This window comes from Streptomyces sp. B15, assembly GCF_018070605.1.
Taxonomy (GTDB): Bacteria; Actinomycetota; Actinomycetes; order Streptomycetales; family Streptomycetaceae; genus Streptomyces; species Streptomyces smyrnaeus.
This window is the reverse complement of sequence record NZ_JAGPXJ010000018.1, coordinates 58842-76663: the sequence shown is the minus strand read 5'-3', so window position 1 is coordinate 76663 and position 17822 is coordinate 58842. Positions and strand designations below refer to the sequence as shown.

Sequence of the window (17822 nt, the reverse complement as noted above, 5' to 3'; positions counted from 1 at the left end):
GGGCACCGGGAGGAGGGGGCACCCGCATGGGTATCGAAGTAGCGGTCAGCGGGCTCACCAAGTCCTTCGGCAGCAAGAACATCTGGCAGGACATCACGCTCACGCTGCCCGCCGGTGAGGTCAGCGTCATGCTGGGCCCTTCCGGCACCGGCAAGACCGTCTTCCTCAAGTCGCTGATCGGGCTGGTCAAACCCGAGCGGGGCAGCGTGCTGGTGGACGGCGTCGACATGGTGCGCAGCCGCGAGCGCGACATCTACGAGGCGCGTAAGACCTTCGGGCTGATGTTCCAGGACGGTGCGCTGTTCGGCTCCATGAACCTCTTCGACAACATCGCCTTCCCGCTGCGCGAGCACACCAGGAAGAAGGAATCCGAGATCCGCCGGATCGTCATGGAGCGACTGGAGATGGTGGGGCTGGTCGGCGACGAGGAGAAGCTGCCCGGCGAGATATCCGGCGGCATGCGCAAGCGTGCCGGACTCGCCAGGGCCCTGGTGCTCGACCCGCAGATCATCCTGTGCGACGAGCCGGACTCCGGCCTCGACCCGGTCCGTACCGCCTACACCTCGCAGCTGCTGATCGACCTGAACGCGCAGATCGACGCGACGATGCTGATCGTCACCCACAATCTCGACATCGCCGCGACCGTCCCCGACAACATGGGGATGCTCTTCCGCCGCCACCTGGTCACCTTCGGGCCCCGGGAGGTGCTGCTCACCAGCGAGGAACCCGTCGTCGCCCAGTTCCTCAGCGGTAGCCGCACCGGACCGATCGGGATGTCCGAGGAGAAGGACGCCGCCACCCTCGCCCGGGAGGCCGACTCGGCGGCGCTCGGCCCGCTCAACGCCGTGACCCGCCGGCTGGTCCCGCAGCTCGAACCCACCCCCGGACTGCCCGAGCGCCAGGCCGTCCGGCGCCGTAGGGAGCGGGTCGTGAACATGCTCGACGAGCTGCCGCCCGCGGCGCGCCGCGCCATCGAGGCCAATCTCCCGCAGAACCTCGCACCCCTGCCCCAGCGCACCAGCACCGCTCGGCAGCGCACCCAGGAGCGGCCATGACAGCGACCGAGCACACTCCGCCACCCGCGGACGGCAGACCCGAGGAGCCGGCTCAGCCGGCTGAGCCCACCCCCAGGACGCCCCTGCCGGGCCTGGGCCTTCTGCGGGAGCCCGGCAAGCTGTTCATCCTGGCGCTCACCGTGCTGCGCGCCACCTTCCGGCGGCCGTTCCAGTTCCGGGAGTTCGTCGAGCAGTTCTGGTTCATCGCCAGCGTCACCATTCTGCCCGCCGCGCTGGTCTCCATCCCGTTCGGTGCCGTCATCGCCCTCCAGGTCGGCTCACTGGCCAGCCAGATCAGCGCCCAGTCCTTCACCGGCGCCGCCAGTGTGCTCGTCAACATCCAGCAGGCCAGCCCGCTGATCGTCGCCCTGCTGATCTCCGGCGCCGCAGGCTCCGCGATCTGCGCGGACCTGGGGTCGCGCACCATCCGCGAAGAGCTGGACGCCATGGAGGTCATGGGGGTCTCACCCATCCAGCGGCTGGTGGTGCCCCGGGTACTGGCAACCGTGTGTGTGGCCGTCCTCCTCAACGGCATGGTCTCGGTCGTCGGCACCCTGGGCGGCTATTTCTTCAACGTCGTCCTCCAGGACGGCACTCCGGGCGCCTACCTCGCCAGCTTCTCCGCGCTCGCGCAACTGCCCGACCTCTACATCAGTGAGATCAAGGCGCTCATCTTCGGCTTCATCGCCGGGATCGTCGCCTCCTACCGGGGGCTCAACCCGCGCGGCGGCCCCAAGGGCGTCGGGGACGCCGTCAACCAGTCCGTGGTCATCACCTTCCTCCTGCTGTTCTTCGTCAACATGGTCCTCACCGGCATCTACCTCCAGCTCGTACCGCCGAAGGGGGCCTGAGCCATGGCCCGCCTCCCCGCCGCCGACCGCCTCCTGGGCTGGCTCGACAAACCCGGCGACCAACTGCTCTTCTACGTCCGCGCGCTGCTGTGGACGCCCAAGACCCTGCTGCGGTATCTGCGCGAGGTCCAGCGGCTGCTCGCCCAGGTGGCGTTCGGCAGCGGCGGGCTGGGTGTCATCGGCGGCACCGTCGGCGTCATGACCGCGATGACCCTCTTCACCGGCACCGTCGTCGGCCTCCAGGGGTACGCCGCGCTCAACCAGATCGGCACCGAGGCCTTCACCGGCTTCATCTCCGCCTACTTCAACACCCGCGAGATCGCTCCGCTGGTCGCGGGCCTCGCGCTGTCCGCCACCCTGGGGGCCGGTTTCACCGCGCAGCTGGGCGCCATGCGCATCAACGAGGAGATCGACGCGCTCGACAGCATGGGCATCCGCTCCATGCCCTACCTCGTCACCACCCGGATCATCGCCGGTGTCATCGGCATCATCCCCCTCTACGGCATCGGACTGCTCAGCTCGTACCTGTCCTCCCGGTTCATCACCGTCTTCTACAACGACCAGTCGGCAGGCACCTACGACCACTACTTCGCGCTGTTCCTGTCACCCACCGACGTCCTGCTGTCCTTCCTCAAGGTCTTCGTCTTCAGCGTCATGGTGATCCTCACCCACTGCTACTACGGCTACCGCGCCACCGGCGGGCCCGCGGGCGTCGGCATCGCCGTGGGCCGCTCGGTACGGAACGCGATCGTGCTCATCAGCGTCACCGACTTCTTCCTCAGCCTCGCCCTGTGGGGTGCCACCACCACCGTGAAGGTGGCCGGATGAGCGCCGCGATGCGCCGCAGACCGGCAGGGGTCGTCCTGCTGCTCGTACCGGCGCTGCTGATCTGGCTGTCGGTCGCCGTCTACGACAAGCAGTTCACCGACGCGGCCGAGATCACCGTGCGGACCTCCCAGGCCGGCCACGAGATGCACGTCAACACCGATGTGAAGCTGCGCGGCGTCGTCGTCGGCCAGGTACGCGAGATCACCTCGGACGGCAAGGGCGCCCGGCTGCGGGTCGCGCTCCAGCCCGACAAGCTCGCACACATCCCCGCCGACGTACGTGCCCAGATGCTGCCCACCACCGTCTTCGGGCAGCGCTATGTCGCTCTGGTCCCGCCCAAGAACCCCGCAGCACGGCCGATCCGGGCCGGTGCCACCATCCCGCAGGACCGCAGCCGCAACGCCATCGAACTGGAGCAGGTACTGGACCACCTGCTGCCCACCCTCACCGCCGTACAGCCGCAGAAGCTCTCGGCCACCCTCACCGCCGTCGCCCAGGCCCTGGAGGGCCGCGGGGCGAAGCTCGGTGACAACCTCGCCGCACTCGACGCCTATCTGGCCAAGCTCAACCCCCGGTTGCCGGCCCTCAACCGGGACATCAAGGAACTGGTGAAGGTCAGCCACCTGTACGCCGACACCGCGCCCGATGTGCTGACCGCGCTCTCCGACTTCGCCACCACCAGCAGCACCCTCGCCGAGAAGGCCGACGATCTTGCCACCGCCTACGACACGGCCACCGGCACGGCCCGCGAGGTGACCGGGTTCCTGCGGCAGAACCGCCAGAACATCATCCGGCTGGCCGGCGCCGCCCGGCCCACCCTGCGCGTGATGGCCGCCCAGTCCCCGTCCTTCCCCTGCACCCTGCGCACCCTGGCCACCTTCGTCCCCGTCATGGACAAGGCGCTCGGCAAGGGCACCGACCAGCCGGGACTCCATGTCGATCTGAAGGTCACCCGCTCCCGCGGCGCCTATCTGCCGGGCAAGGACACCCCCGCCTACGGCGGCGGGCCCAGGGGTCCGCGCTGCTACTCCGTCCCCTATCTCGGCCCCGCCGGTGGCACGGCGGCCGAGAAGGGCGCCAAGGGGGTCGCAGCCGAGGGCGCCACCATCGCCGATGCCCGGGGCGGCACCGGGATGCCCAACTCGCCGCAGGAGAACCAGCTGATCAACGAATTGCTCGCACCGACGACGAAGCGGTCCGAGAAGCTGCCCGACTGGAGCAGCGTCCTGGTCGGGCCGACCCTGCGCGGCACGGAGGTGAGACTCAAGTGAAACGCGCCTCCCTCGCCGGGCCGCTCGTCAAGTCGCTGATCTTCATCGTGGCGACCTCCCTGGCCACCGCAGTGCTCGCGTTGAGCATCTCCAACACCGGGGTCGGCGGGACCGACGGCTACCGGGCCCGGTTCACCGATGTGACGGGCCTGGTGGAGGGCGACAGCGTACGGATCGCCGGAGTGCGGGTCGGCAAGGTCGAGGAGATCGATGTCGTCGACCGGCGCGTCGCCGAGGTGCGGTTCTCCGTCGAGAAGGGCCGCGCCCTGCCCGCGTCCACCCACGCCTCGGTGAAGTACCTCAACATGGTCGGCCAGCGATATGTGGAACTCAGACGCGGCAGCGGGCCCGTCGGGCGCCCCCTGTCCGTCGGCGGCACCATCCCGCTCGGCCGCACCACCCCGGCGCTCGATCTCACCCAGCTCTTCAACGGCTTCAAGCCGCTCTTCCAGGGCCTCTCGCCCAAGGACACCAACCAGCTCGCCGGGGAGATCATCAGCGTCCTGCAGGGCGAGGGCGGCACCGTCACCTCGCTGGTGGGCCACATCAGCTCCCTGACCAGCACCCTCGCCGGCAAGGACAAGGTCATCGGCTCGCTGATCAAGAACCTCAACTCCGTGCTGGAGACGGTCAACGCCAGGGAGGAGGGCTTCAACGAGCTCATCACCAGCCTGCGCGACCTGGTCTCCGGTTTCGCCGACGACCGCAAACCACTGGGCGAGGCCGTCACCGCCATGGGCGGGCTGGCCACCACCACCGCGGGGTTGCTGGAGGACGGCCGGGCACCGCTCAAGAAGGACATCCACGAGCTGGGCAGGCTCTCCCGCCAACTCGACAAGGGCACGCCCCAGTTCGAGAAGTTCCTGCGTACCTCGCCGGAGAAGATGCGGACGCTGGGCCGGCTCGCCTCCTACGGCTCCTGGTTCAACACCTATCTGTGCGAGGCCAGGACGAGCGGGCTGACCATGTCGGACGGCAGCGAACCGCCCACCGGTATCGCCATCACCCAGCCGAGGTGCCGGTCATGAGCGGGCGCACAGGACTCCGGTTGCCGCGCCCGAAGCCGATGGCGGAGCGCAACCCGATCGCCGTCTGCCTGGTCGGGGTGGTGCTCCTCGCGCTGTTGGGCACGGCCGTCTACCGCGCCGACGACCTGCCGCTCATCGGTGGCGGCACCACCTACACCGCCGAGTTCACCGAGGCGGCCGGGCTGCGCGAGGGCAACGAGGTGCGGGTCGCGGGCGTCAAGGTCGGCGAGGTGTCCGAGGTGGCGCTCGACGGCGCCAAGGTCGAGGTGGCCTTCAAGGTCAAGGACACCTGGGTCGGCAACGCCAGCCGTGCCGCCATCAGCATCCGCACCCTGCTCGGCGAGAAGTTCCTCGCCCTCGATCCGCTCGGCACCGGCCCCCAGAACCCCGACCGTCATATCCCCACCAGCCGCACCACCTCCCCGTACGACGTGACCCAGGCGTTCACCGGGCTGGGCCGCACCTTCGAGGAGATCGACTCCGAGAAGCTGGCCAAGAGTTTCCAGGCCGTCTCCGACACCTTCCGCAACACCCCCGCCGATGTGCGCGGCGCTGCCAAGGGGCTCTCCGCGCTCTCCCGCACGATCTCCTCCCGCGACACCGAACTGGCCCGACTGCTGCGCGGCAGCAAGAAGCTCACCCGCACCCTCAAGGAACGGCGCACGGACATCACCGCGCTGCTGCGCGAGGGCAATCTGCTGCTCGCCGAGGTCCGCGCCCGCCGCGGCGCCATCCACCGGCTGTTCACCGGCACCCGCGATCTGGGCAGGGAACTGACCGGTCTGGTGGACGACAACAACGAGCAGCTCGGCCCCACTTTGCACGCCCTGGACCGGGTCACCGACGTGCTGCTGAAGAACCGTGCACGGCTCGACGCCGCGCTGCAGGTCGCGGGCCCCTACTACCGGCTCATCGGCAACACCCTCGGCAACGGCCGCTGGTTCGACAGCTATCTGTGCGGTCTGGTGCCCAAGCGGTATCTGCCGCCCGGCACCCCGCCCGAGGACGACTGCCGACCGCCGGAACCGGGAGGGAAGAGCCGATGAAAGCAGCCACCACCGGCGCCCGCGCCCCCTTCCGCGGACGCCCTCCCTTCCGCCGGCGCACCCTCGTCCTGGGCATGGTGCTCACGCTGCTGATCGGAGCCGGCGCCGGGGGAGCGGCCGTACTCGACGGCTCGGACGGCACCCGCGTCACCGCCTGGTTCGACCGGGCCGTCGGCGTCTACGAGGGTTCCGATCTGCGGGTGCTGGGCGTGCGCGTCGGCCGGGTCGAGGCCGTCGAGCCGCACGGGAAGAAGGTGGAGGTCACCCTCCTCGTCGACGCGGGCGTCAAGGTTCCGGCCGACGCCCGCGCCGTCGTCATCGCCCCCAGCCTCGTCTCCGACCGCTATGTCCAGCTCACCCCCGCCTATACCAAGGGTCCCCGGCTCGCCGACTCCGCCGTCCTGCCCTCCGGCCGCAACTCCGTACCGATGGAGGTCGACCAGCTGTACGCGAGCATCACCGAACTCAGCGACGCGCTCGGCCCCGAGGGCGCCAACTCCCAAGGGGCGCTCTCCGACCTCCTGGACGTCGGGGCGGCCAACCTGGACGGCAACGGCAAGGCGCTCGGCAAGTCCGTCGAGGAGTTCGGCAAGGCGGCCAAGACCCTCGACGGCAACAGCGGCGACCTCTTCACGACCGTCGGTCAGCTGCGCTCCTTCACCGCCATGCTCAAACGCAACGACAAACGGGTCCGCACGGCGGAACGGCAGCTGAGCGACGTCACCACCTTCCTCGCCGAGGACAAGGAGAACCTCGCCAAGGCGCTCTCCCAACTGGGCACCGCACTCGGCAAGGTGAAGAAGTTCATCGAGGACAACCGCGGCGCCCTCAAGAAGAACGTCAAGAAACTCGCCCCGATCACCCGGACCCTCGTCGACCAGCGCGCCTCCCTCGCCGAGGCCCTGGACACCGCACCGCTGGCCGCCGACAACTTCCTGCGGGCCTACAACCCGGGCCAGGGCACCCTGGACAACCGCGGCAACATCAACGAGCTCAGCATGGGCGGCCCCCTCACCCCCGCACCGGGCGCCGCCTCCGCGGGCACGGCCGGACTGGTGCCCGTCACACCCCGGGAGCGCAAGGCGCTGCCCGCCGTGCCGCTACCGCCGGTCGGCACCGTCTACGGCACCCCCGAGGGCACCGGCGGCGGGCGGCCGGACGCCCCCGGGAAGGAGGCGGACCGATGAGCCCGCTGGGCAGGCCCCGCTCCCGGGCCGCGCGGATCGGCACCGGCGTCACGGCGGCAGGCGTCACCGTCGCGCTCGGCCTCGCCCTGCTGGGCGGCGGCGTCGACCTGCCGCGGTTCACCGGTCTCCAGGACCTGCCGCTGCCCGGCGGCGCCGACCTGGGAGAGAATCCCTACGAGGTGACCGCCGAGTTCGGCGACGTGCTGAGCCTCGTCCCGCAGTCCGCCGTGAAGGTCAACGACGTCACCGTCGGCAAGATCACCAAGATCTCCCTCACCAGGAAGGGCTGGACGGCCAAGGTCACCATGCGGGTCAACGGCGAGGTGCGGCTCCCCGAGCGGCCCTACGCCCGGATCGAGCAGTCCAGCCTGCTGGGCGAGAAGTATGTGCAGATCCTCGCCCCACCGAAGGGCAAGGCCACCGGGCGGGTACGGCAGGCAGCGCACCGGCCGGGGCGCGACACCCACATCCCGCTCTCCCGCACCAACCGCAACCCGGAGGTCGAAGAAGTCCTCGGCGCGCTGTCGATGCTGCTCAACGGCGGCGGTGTCAGCCAGCTCAAGACCATCACCACCGAGCTGAACAAGGCCCTCGACGGGAACGAGGAGGAGGTCAGGTCGGTGCTCGGCCGAGTCGAGAAGCTGGTCGGCAGCCTCGACCGGCACAAGGGCGACATCACCCGGGCGCTCGACGGCGTCAACCGGCTCTCGGCGACCCTCGCAGCCCGCAAGAAGAGCATCAGCACCGTCCTCACCGACGTGAGCCCGGGACTCACCACGCTGGAGGACCAGCGGGGCCGGCTGATGACGATGCTCCGCGCCCTCGACACGCTCTCCGGGGTGGCGGTCGACACCGTCGACCGCAGCAAGGAGGACATCGTGGCCGACCTCAAGGCCCTCGCCCCCACGCTGCGGGCCCTCGCCGACTCCGGCCAGGACCTGCCCGACTCGATCCAGGTGCTGTTCACCTACCCGTTCACCGACGAGGTACTGCGCGGCGTCAAGGGCGACTACCTCAACCTCTATCTGGACGTGGCGGCCCCGCCCGGCACCACACTCACCCCGCCGCTGCGGGAGGAGCCGATCCCCGAGGACCCCGGCGCCTCCGGCACCGGCGGCACCGCGGCCCTTCCGCTGCCCGCGGTCACCTCCACGCCCGGCGCCGGGGGTGAGCGCTGATGCTGACCCGCGCGGTCGTCCTCAAGAACATCGCCTTCCTGGCCCTCGCCGCCGTCGTCCTCGGTGTCATCGGAGTGCGGTACGCCGACGTCGGCCGCTATGTCGGCATCCGCGACTACTACACCGTCCGCGTCGAACTCGCCCGCACCGGCGGCCTGTACGAGCACGCCAACGTCACCTACCGAGGAGTGTCCGTCGGCCGTGTCGGCGCCCTGGACCTGACCGACAGCGGGGTGTCCGCCGAGCTGAAGATCAAGAAATCGGCGCCGCGCATCCCCAGCGACCTCAAGGCCCATGTCGCCAACCTCTCCGCCGTCGGGGAGCAGTACATCGACCTGCGGCCCGACACCGGCCGGGGCCCCTTCCTCCACCAGGGCTCCGTCATCCGGCAGTTGGACACCGATCTGCCCGCGCCGCCCACCGAGGTGCTGGCCAGCGTGGACAACCTGGTCGCCAGTCTGCCGCGCGGCTCCCTGCGCACCGTCGTCGACGAACTGGGCGCCACCTTCGAAGGGCGCGGCGACGATCTGGAGGTGCTGCTCGACACCGGCAGCGAGTTCCTGGACGCCGCCGACGCCGCGGCGCCCGAGACCACCGGGCTCATCGTCGACGCGCAGACCGTACTGCGCACCCAGCGCGAGGAGGGCCAGGCGCTGCGGGACTTCGCCAAGGGCACCAAGGAACTGCTGGGGCAGCTCAAGAAGTCCGACCCCGACCTGCGCCGCCTCATCGCCAACACGCCCGGCGCCGCCACCCAGGTCACCGGGCTGCTGCGCGACCTCGACCCCGGCCTCAGCGTGCTGCTCGCCAACCTCACCACCACCTCCGAGCTGGCCGTCACCCGGGTACGCGGCGTCGAGGAACTTCTCGTCAAGCTGCCCCGCGTGGCCGCCGCCGGCTCCACGGCCATCACCCGCAAGGGCGCCACCCTCGGTATGGCACTCACCTTCTTCGACCCGCTGCCCTGCACGGACGGATACGGCGCAACCCGCTACCGCGGCGGACTGGAGACCGGAGAGCCACCGTCCTTCAACGACCGCGCACGCTGCGCGTCGCCGCCCTCCAGCGGCAAGAACGTCCGCGGCTCCGCCAACGCACCCGGTGGCGGACCGCTGCCGCCGCCCGCCCGCCCCGGAGCGTTCGGCACCGGCGCGACCGCGGCCTCCGCACCACCCGGCGGACCGGACGAGGCGGGTCCGCACAGCATGGCCGGACTGCTCGGGCTCAAGGAGGGCCGATGACCACCGAGGTCGACGGACAGGAGACCGCCGCGCCCGCACACAGCGAGACGGACGCCGACGAGGAAGCGGCCCGCCCGGCCGCGCCCACCGCCGGCGGCAGGGTCTGGCTCGCCGCGCTGCTGGCGGCGGCGCTGCTGTTCTGCGGGTTCTCCGGCTGGCTGTACTGGACGGCGTACTCCGACGACGACCTGGCCTACTCCCGTGCCCGCGACGAGGCTCTGGCGGCGGGCCGTGCACACCTGGCCACCCTCAACTCCATCGACGCCGCACACATCCCCGCCGGGCTGCGCGAGTGGCGTGCGACCGCCACCGGACCGCTGAGCGACGAACTGCGCCGTACGGAGAAGAAGAGCGCGAAGACCCTGCGCGAGCGGGGCAGCAGCGCCCGCGCGAAAGTCACCGACGCGGCACTCACCAGCCTGGACGACACAGCGGGCACCGCCACTCTGATCGCCACCTTGCGGATCGAGACCACCACCCGCGCCGGCGCCCCGGCCACGGACCGCAAACGCATGGAGGCCGGGCTGGAGCGGACGGACGACGGCTGGAAGCTCACCTCGCTCGCGCCGGTACCGGTGGGGAAGGAGGGCTGAGATGCGAGGGCCACGCGCAATGCTGGAGCGGCGACGCGCGGGACGGAGACCGCCCTTGCCGTCCGTCGCCGCGCGGCTGTCGGCCGCGCTGGAGGGGCGGCGCGCCCGCTGGTGCGCGGTGACGGTCCTGGTGCTGGCACTCGCGGCCGGAAGCGGATTCCTGGTGCGCGCCGGGCAGTTGACCGGCAGTTCGGCGGCCGGGAACGCGGCCCTCACCGACCGGGCGGCGACCAGCAGGGTCTCCGGTGAGGTGCAGGACGCGCTCGCCCGGATCTTCTCGTACACACCCGAGGGGCTCGCCGGGACCGAACAGGCCGCCGACGAACTGCTGGCGGGCAAGGCGGAACGGCAGTACGAGGCGCTCTTCGGGCAGGTCGAAGAGCGGGCGCGGAAGCAGAAACTGACGCTCGCCACCCGCGTGGTCGGCGTGGGGGTGACCCGGCTGCACGAAGACCGCGCCCACCTGCTGGCCTTCCTCGACCAGACCACCTACCGGGCGGGCCGCGAACCGGCGAGCGCCGCCGCCCAGCTCTCCGTCACCGCCCGACGGCAGAACGGCGACTGGCGGATCGTCGCCCTCACCGCACGGTGAGACGGCGCGGAGCGGCGCGGCAGCGGAAGAGCGAAGAAGAAGACGGGAGAGGCGAGACGTGGGAGAGGCGACACGGACGAAGAGCCGGCGGACGCGGTGGTCCCCGGCGGGTGGCCCGGTACGGGCGGTGGCCGTGGCCCTGGCGGTGGTGGCGCTGTGCTGCGCGGCCTGGGCCGGCTTCTCCTGGTACGGCGCCGCACACGACGACACGCTCGGCTACGCCGCGACCCGGGACGAGGTACGTGCGGCGGGGGAGCAGGCGGTGCAGAACCTCAACACCCTCGACCACCGCGAGCTGGACAGTGGACTGGACTCCTGGGAGGAGTCGACGACCGGCGACCTGCGCGGCCAACTGCGGAAGGGCAGGGCGCAGTTCGAGAAGCAGATCCGCCGGGCCAGGACCGTCACCTCGGCCCGCATCCTCTCCAGCGCCGTGGCGGAGCTGGACGAACGCGCCGGCCGGGCCGGAATGCTGATCGCCGTGCGGACCACGGTGAAGGCCCCGAAGGAGAAGCCGGCGACCAAGCAGACCCGGATGCGCGGTGAACTCACCCGCACCGGCGAGGGGTGGAAGCTCAGCGCCCTCGAACAGGTGCCGGTGGGCTACACCGCCACCGAGCCGGACGAGCGCGACTGACCGGAGAGCCGGAGGAACCCATGTCGACCACCCGCCACCTCGTCAACCGCCGACGCCGCCTCGCCGCTCGACCCGCTCCCGGAACGGCGCGCTCCACTGCCGCGACCCCCGTACGGACCGGCACCATCGCGACCGGGCCCGACCGCAAGGCGGCCCCGAAGCCCGACCGCAAGGCCGCTCCGAAGCCCGGCTCGAAGCCCGGCTCGAAGCCCGGCTCGAAGCCCGACCGGAAGTCTCCCTCCAGGGCCGTCGGGCGACTCGGCCGGCTCGGCCGGCTGATCCGGCTGCCGCGTCGGCTGCCGGCCCTCTGCGCCGTCCTCACCCTCGCCTGCGGCGGCTTCACCGGCTGGGCGGCGACCGAGGCCCAGTCGCTGCGGGACACCGCGTCGGCGCGCAACACCGCGCTCGCCGACGCGGCCCGCACCAGCGAGGTCAAGGGCGAGGTCACCAGTGCGGTCAACGCGCTGTTCTCCTACGACCACGCCGATCCGGAGAAGAACGAACGCGCGGCGCGCCGGCTGCTGACCGGGCGCGCTGTCGAACAGCACCGCGCGCTCCTCGCCCGAGTACGCGCGCAGGACAGCGAAAAGAAACTCGTACTGACGACGACGGTCACCGACAGCGCGGTCACAACGCTGGAGGGCGACCGGGCCCGGGTGCTCCTCTTCGCCGACCAGCACAGCGCCCGCACCGCGGCGAACGCCAAGGGCGGGGACGGCGCCAAGGACAAGAGCGGAACCAAGGACAAGAGCGGCGCCAAGGACAAGGGCGGCGGGGGCGAGCAGGCCAAGGACGACAACGCCACTTACGCGGGCGCCATGCTCGCCGTCAACGCCGTGCGCAAGGACGGCGCCTGGCGGATCGCCGCCATCGACACCCTCAGCTGAGACGACCCGCGCTCGGGCCCACAGCCGTCCGCCGTCCGCCGTGGGCCGGGTACGACCGGGAGGAGAAGCAGATGACGCAGCAGGAAGGGACAGGCGCCCGCCGACGCGGCGGCCACACCGCTGCCGGTGCCCGGCGCGGCCCCGCGCGCCCCGCCGGCACCATGCGGGTCCGGCTGCGCCGGCGCGCCGCGGGCACCGCGCTCGCCGCGCTGGCCGTCGCCGCGCTGACCGCCTCCCAGGCTCCCGGCGCGGTCGGCCCCAAGGACGCCCGCAAGCCGTGGAATCCGGCCCGCACCGGTCCTCCGTACCCGGCCGGTGCCGACGACGGCTCGTACCACGTCGAACTCCCGCCCCTCGACGGCGTCGACGGCACCGGGCCCGCCCGTGCCGCGAGCGCCCGGGCCAAGGCCCAGTCCGGCATCCCCGCCACCGTGCTGCGCGCCTACCGGAACGCCGAGCGGGCGGTGCGGGCCACCGACCCCGGCTGCGGGCTGCGCTGGGAACTGCTGGCCGCGCTGGGCAAGGTGGAGTCGGGGCAGGCGCGCGGCGGCGACGTACGGGCGGACGGCACCACGCGCCGCCCGATCCTGGGCCCGGTCCTGGACGGCAACGGATTCGCCCGTATCGAGGACTCCGACGGCGGCGCCTGGGACGGGGACAGCGAGTTCGACCGGGCGGTCGGCCCCATGCAGTTCATCCCCACGACCTGGCGCGGCTGGGGTGCCGACGGCAACGGCGACGGCCGCGAGGACCCGCACAACATCCACGACGCCGCGCTCGCCGCCGGCCGCTATCTGTGCGCCGGGGACCGGGATCTGACCAGCGCCGCCCAGCTGCGCGCGGCGATCCTCAGCTACAACCGCTCGACCGCCTATGTGCGCACCGTCCTGGCGTGGTTCGCCTTCTACCGCGAGGGCACCCACGCCGTTCCGGACGGTGAGGGAGTGCTGCCCAGCAGCGCGGGCGCCGCCAGCAAGGGGAACAAGGGCAACGAGGCGAACAACGGGAACAAGGCGAACAAGGAGGGGAAGGGCGGCAAGGACGACAGGGCCGGGGACGGTCGGGGCGGGCCCGGCCCCGGCTCCCCGGGCACGGGCAACAGCGGTGGCACATCGGGCCCGGAACGGCCGAGTCCCCGCCCCACCGGCCCCGGCTCCCCGGACGAGGACGGCTCCGGTGGTCCGGGCGGCCCCAGCGCTCCCCCCGACTGCCCGGACGACACCGGCTCGCCGTCCCCCGGTCCGACCGGCGCCGAGTCGCCGACGCCCACGCCGAGCCCCACCGGAAGCGACGGCCCGTGCGAGCGGGACACGGACCTGAGGTGAGGGCACCCGGGCTCTCGTCGCCGCTGCCGGGAGCGGACACGGGAGCCGGGCCGCTGATGCCGCCCGCGGACCCCCCACAGGCCGCGGGCGGCTGCCCAGCGGTGGCGCAGGCCCGGACGCCTGACGGGGAGACGCCCGGGGACTGCCTTCAGAGTGCCCCACCCCGGCCCCGCCCAGCAGGGCCGAACGGCCCCTCTGCCCGCTTCCGGTGCGGCAAGGCGTCGGCGGTGGCGTCAGTGCTCGTGCGGTCCGTCGTGGTGCACCGGGCCGTGCGAGGTACGGCAGTGGCCCGCCGAGACGCTGGTGAGCGCGTGGGCACCGGCCGGCATGGGCGGCAACCGGTCCGCGTGGTCGATCTGGAGGGTGGTGTGGGTCAGGCCGTGCCGCTCGGCCAGCATGCGGTCCAGATCGCGCCGCACCCGGTGGCAGTCGCCGCCCGGCTCCACCAGTACGTGAGCCGACAGTGCGGGCTCGCCCGAGGTGATCGTCCAGATGTGCAGATCGTGGACCTCGGTCACGGACTCGGCGGCGGCCAGCTCGTCGCCCACCTCGTCCGGGTCGAGCCCGACCGGCGCCGCCTCCAGGAAGATGCGGCCCGAGTCGCGCAGCAGGCCGTATCCCGCCTTCAGCATCAGGCCCACGACGACCAGTGTGGCGATGGCGTCGGCCCGGGCGTAGCCGGTGACCAGGACGACGAAGCCGGCCACCGCGGTCCCGATGAAGGCGAAGAGATCGTTGAGGATGTGCTGGTAGGCGCCCTCCACATTGAGCGAGGAGCGGTTCGCCCGCGACAGGCACCAGGTGGCCAGGAGGTTCACCACGATGCCCACCAGGGCCGTGGCCACCACCATCCAGCCGGTGACCTCGGGTGGGTCGAGCAGTCTGCGTACGGCCTCGTAGCCGAGCCAGCCGGCGGCCAGGATCAGGGTGAGTCCGTTCGCGTGCGCCGAGAGGATCTCGGCGCGCTTGAGGCCGAAGGTGTAGCCGCCGCGTGCGGGCCGCGCCGACAGCCGCATCGCGACCAGCGCCAGGACGATCGAGATGGCGTCGGTGAGCATGTGCGCCGCGTCGGACAGCAGCGCGAGGGAGCCCGCCAGCACCGCGATGGCCGTTTCGACGACGATGAACACGCTGATCAGCGCGAGTGCCATCGACAGCCAGCGGCGGTCGGCTCCGGCCGAGACCCCGTGCGTGTGTCCGGCGTGGCCGTGTCCGTGTGCGTCTGACGCGCTCATCCGGTCCTCCCCATCGGTGACCCTCGGCGACCGGCGGCCGCCGCCCCCTCGGTGTCGGGCTGAGTGCAGTGAAACCCACCGCACCCCGGGGGTGCAAAGGCTGCATCGGTGACCGTTGTCAAAACCGATAACACCGCGCTGACCTGCGGGTTCTTCATGATTTCCGTTGTCGGTCCGGTAGGCGGTGCCCAACTTCGCGCGCCGGGCGGCCGCGGCTGTGCGGCGCTCCTGCATCGTGACGACTTCGTCCGCTTTCCCAGGGTGGTGGTGCGCCGGATCTGAGAAGCTGGCCGCAACCAGTGATCGACATGAGCGATATGAGCGGTGAGAGTCGGATATGGACCGTAGCTCCCAGGAAGCCGCCGTCGAGGCCGCGCTCGCCGAGCTGGACCTCCCGGCGAAGGCGGCGCTGCTCGGGGGCACGGACATGTGGTCGGTCGGCCCCGAGGGCGCCCGCTCGGCGGCCGGTTTCGGCAGGCTCGTCCTCTCGGACGGCCCGGCCGGGGTGCGCGGCGAGAACTGGTCGCCCGAGGACCCCAGTCTCGCGCTGCCGTCCCCCACCGCGATCGGCGCCACCTGGGATGTGACGGCGGCCCGCACCGCCGGACTGCTGCTCGCCCAGGAGGCCCGCCGCAAGGGTGCGCACGCCGTGCTGGCCCCCACCGTCAACCTGCACCGCACCCCCTACAGCGGGCGGCACTTCGAGGCGTACTCCGAGGACCCGCAGCTGACCGGGGTCCTGGGCGCCGCCCTGGTCGCGGCCCTCCAGCAGGGCGGCGTGGCCGCGACCCCCAAGCACTATGTGGCCAACGACGCGGAGACCGATCGCTACACCGTGGACGTACGCGCCGACGGCCGCACCTTGCGCGAGCTGTACCTCGAACCCTTCGAACGCATCGTGCGCACCGCGGGCCCCTGGCTGCTGATGGCCGCCTACAACAGCGTGAACGGTGTGACGATGAGCGAGCACGACGTGCTCAACAACGGAGTGCTGCGCGGCGAATGGGGGTTCGACGGAGCGCTGGTCTCCGACTGGACGGGCGCCCGCTCCACCCTCGGCTGCGTACGCGGCGGCCTCGATCTGGCCATGCCGGGACCGGACACCGTCTACGGAGAGCACCTGGTCGCGGCCGTCCGCGAGGGCCGGGTGGCCGCGGAGACGGTGGATGTGCAGGCCCGCCGGGTACTGCTGCTCGCCGCCCGCGTCGGCGTCCTGGACGGTGCGCCGCCCACCGTGCCCGCCGGCGCGCTTCCCGCCCCGCTCGACGGGGCCGCCGCCGTACGCGACCTGGCCACCCGCTCCTTCGTCCTGCTGCGCAACGAGTACGCGGGCAGCCCCGTGCTCCCGCTCGACGTCGGGGGCGGCGCGGAGCCCTCCGGCGACGCCGTACGCCGGATCGCCGTCAGCGGACTGCACGCCTGCGCACCGCGGTTCGGCGGCGGAGGCAGCTCGCAGGTCTTCCCCGAACGGGTCGGCACCCCGCTGGACGCTCTGCGGGCCGCGCTTCCGCCCGGCACCGAGGTGTCCTACGAGCCGGGTCCCGACCCACGCTCCCGGCTGGCGCCCGCCGCGGAAGCCGCCGGCTTCCGGCTGACCGCCGTCCTGCACGGCCTGGACGACGCCGAGCTCGCCCGTGCCGAGCAGCGGGACGGCAGCGTGCGGTGGATGGGCACGCTGCCCGGCGGCGTCTCCTTCGCCGATCTGGGCCGCGTCGAGCTGGTCGGCGAGTTCACCCCGGGCGAGAGCGGCACCCACCGGCTCGCGGTCCGCGGAGTGGGGCACTTCCGGCTGGAGGCGGGCGACCGGGTGCTGTACGACGCGGAACTGCAGGCCGACAGCGACGACCCGGCCGTCGCGTTCCTCAACCCGCCCCAGCGCACCTTCCTGCTCGACGCGGAGGCGGACGAGCCGCTCCCCGTCCGGCTGCTGCACTCCGTCCCCGCCCACGGCGTCGGTGGCCTGTTCGGGCTGGTCTCCTTCGAACTCGGCCACGGCGCGCCTGCCGTGGCCGAACAGGAGCTGACCGAGCGGGCGGTGCGCGCGGCTGCCGAGGCGGACTGCGCGGTGGTGTTCGTCGGGACCACCGACGAGTCCGAGAGCGAAGGCGTCGACCGGGAGAGCCTGGCCCTGCCGGGAAGCCAGGACGAACTGGTGGCACGCGTCGCCCGGGCCAATCCCCGCACCGTGGTCGTGGTCAACGCGGGCGCGCCCGTGCTGATGCCCTGGCACCAGGAGGTGGCCGCCGTCCTGCTGTGCTGGTTCCCGGGCGAGGCCGGTGGCGAAGCCCTCGCCGATGTGCTGCTGGGCGCCGCCGAGCCGGGCGGGCGGCTGCCGACGACCTGGCCGTCCGCCGAGGACGACCTGCCGGTGCGCCAGGTCGTCCCCGACGGTGACGGCCGGCTCCCGTACGTCGAAGGCCCCTACATCGGCTACCGCGCCTGGCGGCGGGCGGCGGGCCCCGAGCCCGCCTACTGGTTCGGGCACGGACTCGGCTACACCCGGTGGGAGTACGAGTCCTTGAGCATCACCGCGCTGGACGGCGCCGGCGGCGACGACCCGTACGGGCCGGTCGCCCAGGTCACCGTCCGCGTCCGCAACAGCGGTCCCCGCGCCGGCCGCGAGGTCGTCCAGCTCTACCTCGGCCCCGAGGGACCGGACTGCCGGCTGGCGGCCTTCGCCGTGGTGCGGGCCGCGGCCGGGGACCTGGCCGAAGCCAGCCTCGAAGTCCCGCTGCGCGCCGTCCAGACCTGGGACGACACCCATCTGGTCTGGCGCCGCTGCCCGGGCCCGCACCGGTTCGCCGTGGGGCGCAGCGCCGCCGACATCCGGCTGACCGCCGAGCTGCCGCTGTGGGAGTGACCGGAGGC

General features: G+C 72.2%; 17 protein-coding genes. 16 read left to right on the top strand and 1 reads right to left on the bottom strand.

Going from position 1 to position 17822, the window contains the following annotated elements; all coding sequences use genetic code 11:
* The first annotated feature begins 26 nt into the window (after positions 1-26).
* The 14 genes from KBY19_RS11440 (at position 27) to KBY19_RS11375 (ending at position 13719) form a co-directional block, all read left to right on the top strand.
* Positions 27-1055 (top strand): ABC transporter ATP-binding protein, encoded by a 1029-nt coding sequence (locus tag KBY19_RS11440; protein ID WP_247690868.1) that lies wholly within the window; start codon positions 27-29, stop codon positions 1053-1055.
* The gene (locus KBY19_RS11435) at positions 1052-1906 is read left to right on the top strand and encodes an ABC transporter permease (RefSeq protein ID WP_099885409.1); all 855 of its coding nucleotides are present in this window, start codon (positions 1052-1054) and stop codon (positions 1904-1906) included. The genes KBY19_RS11440 and KBY19_RS11435 overlap by 4 nt, the downstream gene beginning before the upstream one ends.
* A 3-nt stretch (positions 1907-1909) precedes the next feature.
* Positions 1910-2734: an ABC transporter permease gene (locus KBY19_RS11430; protein ID WP_099885410.1), complete on the top strand. Its 825-nt coding sequence runs from the start codon at positions 1910-1912 to the stop codon at positions 2732-2734.
* Positions 2731-4005 (top strand): MCE family protein, encoded by a 1275-nt coding sequence (locus tag KBY19_RS11425; RefSeq protein WP_099885411.1) that lies wholly within the window; start codon positions 2731-2733, stop codon positions 4003-4005. Before KBY19_RS11430 ends, KBY19_RS11425 begins: the two co-directional genes overlap by 4 nt.
* Positions 4002-5033 (top strand): MCE family protein, encoded by a 1032-nt coding sequence (locus KBY19_RS11420; RefSeq protein ID WP_210965697.1) that lies wholly within the window; start codon positions 4002-4004, stop codon positions 5031-5033. Before KBY19_RS11425 ends, KBY19_RS11420 begins: the two co-directional genes overlap by 4 nt.
* Positions 5030-6079, top strand: coding sequence for an MCE family protein (locus KBY19_RS11415; RefSeq protein ID WP_210965696.1), 1050 nt, complete (start codon positions 5030-5032; stop codon positions 6077-6079). Before KBY19_RS11420 ends, KBY19_RS11415 begins: the two co-directional genes overlap by 4 nt.
* On the top strand, positions 6076-7266 hold the full coding sequence (locus KBY19_RS11410; protein ID WP_185018622.1) for an MCE family protein: 1191 nt from the start codon (positions 6076-6078) through the stop codon (positions 7264-7266). The genes KBY19_RS11415 and KBY19_RS11410 overlap by 4 nt, the downstream gene beginning before the upstream one ends.
* Positions 7263-8444 carry an MCE family protein gene (locus tag KBY19_RS11405; protein WP_210965695.1) on the top strand — a complete coding sequence of 394 codons (1182 nt, stop codon included), beginning with the start codon at positions 7263-7265 and terminating at the stop codon, positions 8442-8444. The genes KBY19_RS11410 and KBY19_RS11405 overlap by 4 nt, the downstream gene beginning before the upstream one ends.
* On the top strand, positions 8444-9685 hold the full coding sequence (locus KBY19_RS11400; RefSeq protein ID WP_185018624.1) for an MlaD family protein: 1242 nt from the start codon (positions 8444-8446) through the stop codon (positions 9683-9685). Before KBY19_RS11405 ends, KBY19_RS11400 begins: the two co-directional genes overlap by 1 nt.
* Positions 9682-10278: a hypothetical protein gene (locus KBY19_RS11395; RefSeq protein ID WP_247690867.1), complete on the top strand. Its 597-nt coding sequence runs from the start codon at positions 9682-9684 to the stop codon at positions 10276-10278. Before KBY19_RS11400 ends, KBY19_RS11395 begins: the two co-directional genes overlap by 4 nt.
* Positions 10279-10333: 55 nt before the next feature.
* Positions 10334-10870: a hypothetical protein gene (locus KBY19_RS11390; protein ID WP_247690866.1), complete on the top strand. Its 537-nt coding sequence runs from the start codon at positions 10334-10336 to the stop codon at positions 10868-10870.
* Between the two features lie 58 nt (positions 10871-10928).
* Positions 10929-11507, top strand: a complete 579-nt coding sequence (locus KBY19_RS11385; RefSeq protein WP_210965694.1) for a nuclear transport factor 2 family protein — start codon at positions 10929-10931, stop codon at positions 11505-11507.
* Positions 11508-11527: 20 nt separating this feature from the next.
* On the top strand, positions 11528-12394 hold the full coding sequence (locus KBY19_RS11380; protein WP_210965693.1) for a hypothetical protein: 867 nt from the start codon (positions 11528-11530) through the stop codon (positions 12392-12394).
* Between the two features lie 71 nt (positions 12395-12465).
* Positions 12466-13719, top strand: a complete 1254-nt coding sequence (locus KBY19_RS11375; RefSeq protein ID WP_099885416.1) for a lytic transglycosylase domain-containing protein — start codon at positions 12466-12468, stop codon at positions 13717-13719.
* A 233-nt stretch (positions 13720-13952) separates the two neighbouring features.
* On the opposite strand, the gene KBY19_RS11370 is transcribed toward KBY19_RS11375, so the two are convergent.
* Positions 13953-14954, bottom strand: coding sequence for a cation diffusion facilitator family transporter (locus KBY19_RS11370; RefSeq protein ID WP_099885417.1), 1002 nt, complete (start codon positions 14952-14954; stop codon positions 13953-13955).
* Between the two features lie 108 nt (positions 14955-15062).
* Between KBY19_RS11370 and KBY19_RS11365 the strand changes: the two genes are divergently transcribed.
* Positions 15063-15236 carry a hypothetical protein gene (locus KBY19_RS11365; RefSeq protein ID WP_180289813.1) on the top strand — a complete coding sequence of 58 codons (174 nt, stop codon included), beginning with the start codon at positions 15063-15065 and terminating at the stop codon, positions 15234-15236.
* A gap of 55 nt (positions 15237-15291) precedes the next feature.
* Positions 15292-17814, top strand: coding sequence for a glycoside hydrolase family 3 protein (locus tag KBY19_RS11360; protein WP_210965692.1), 2523 nt, complete (start codon positions 15292-15294; stop codon positions 17812-17814).
* Positions 17815-17822: the final 8 nt, after the last annotated feature.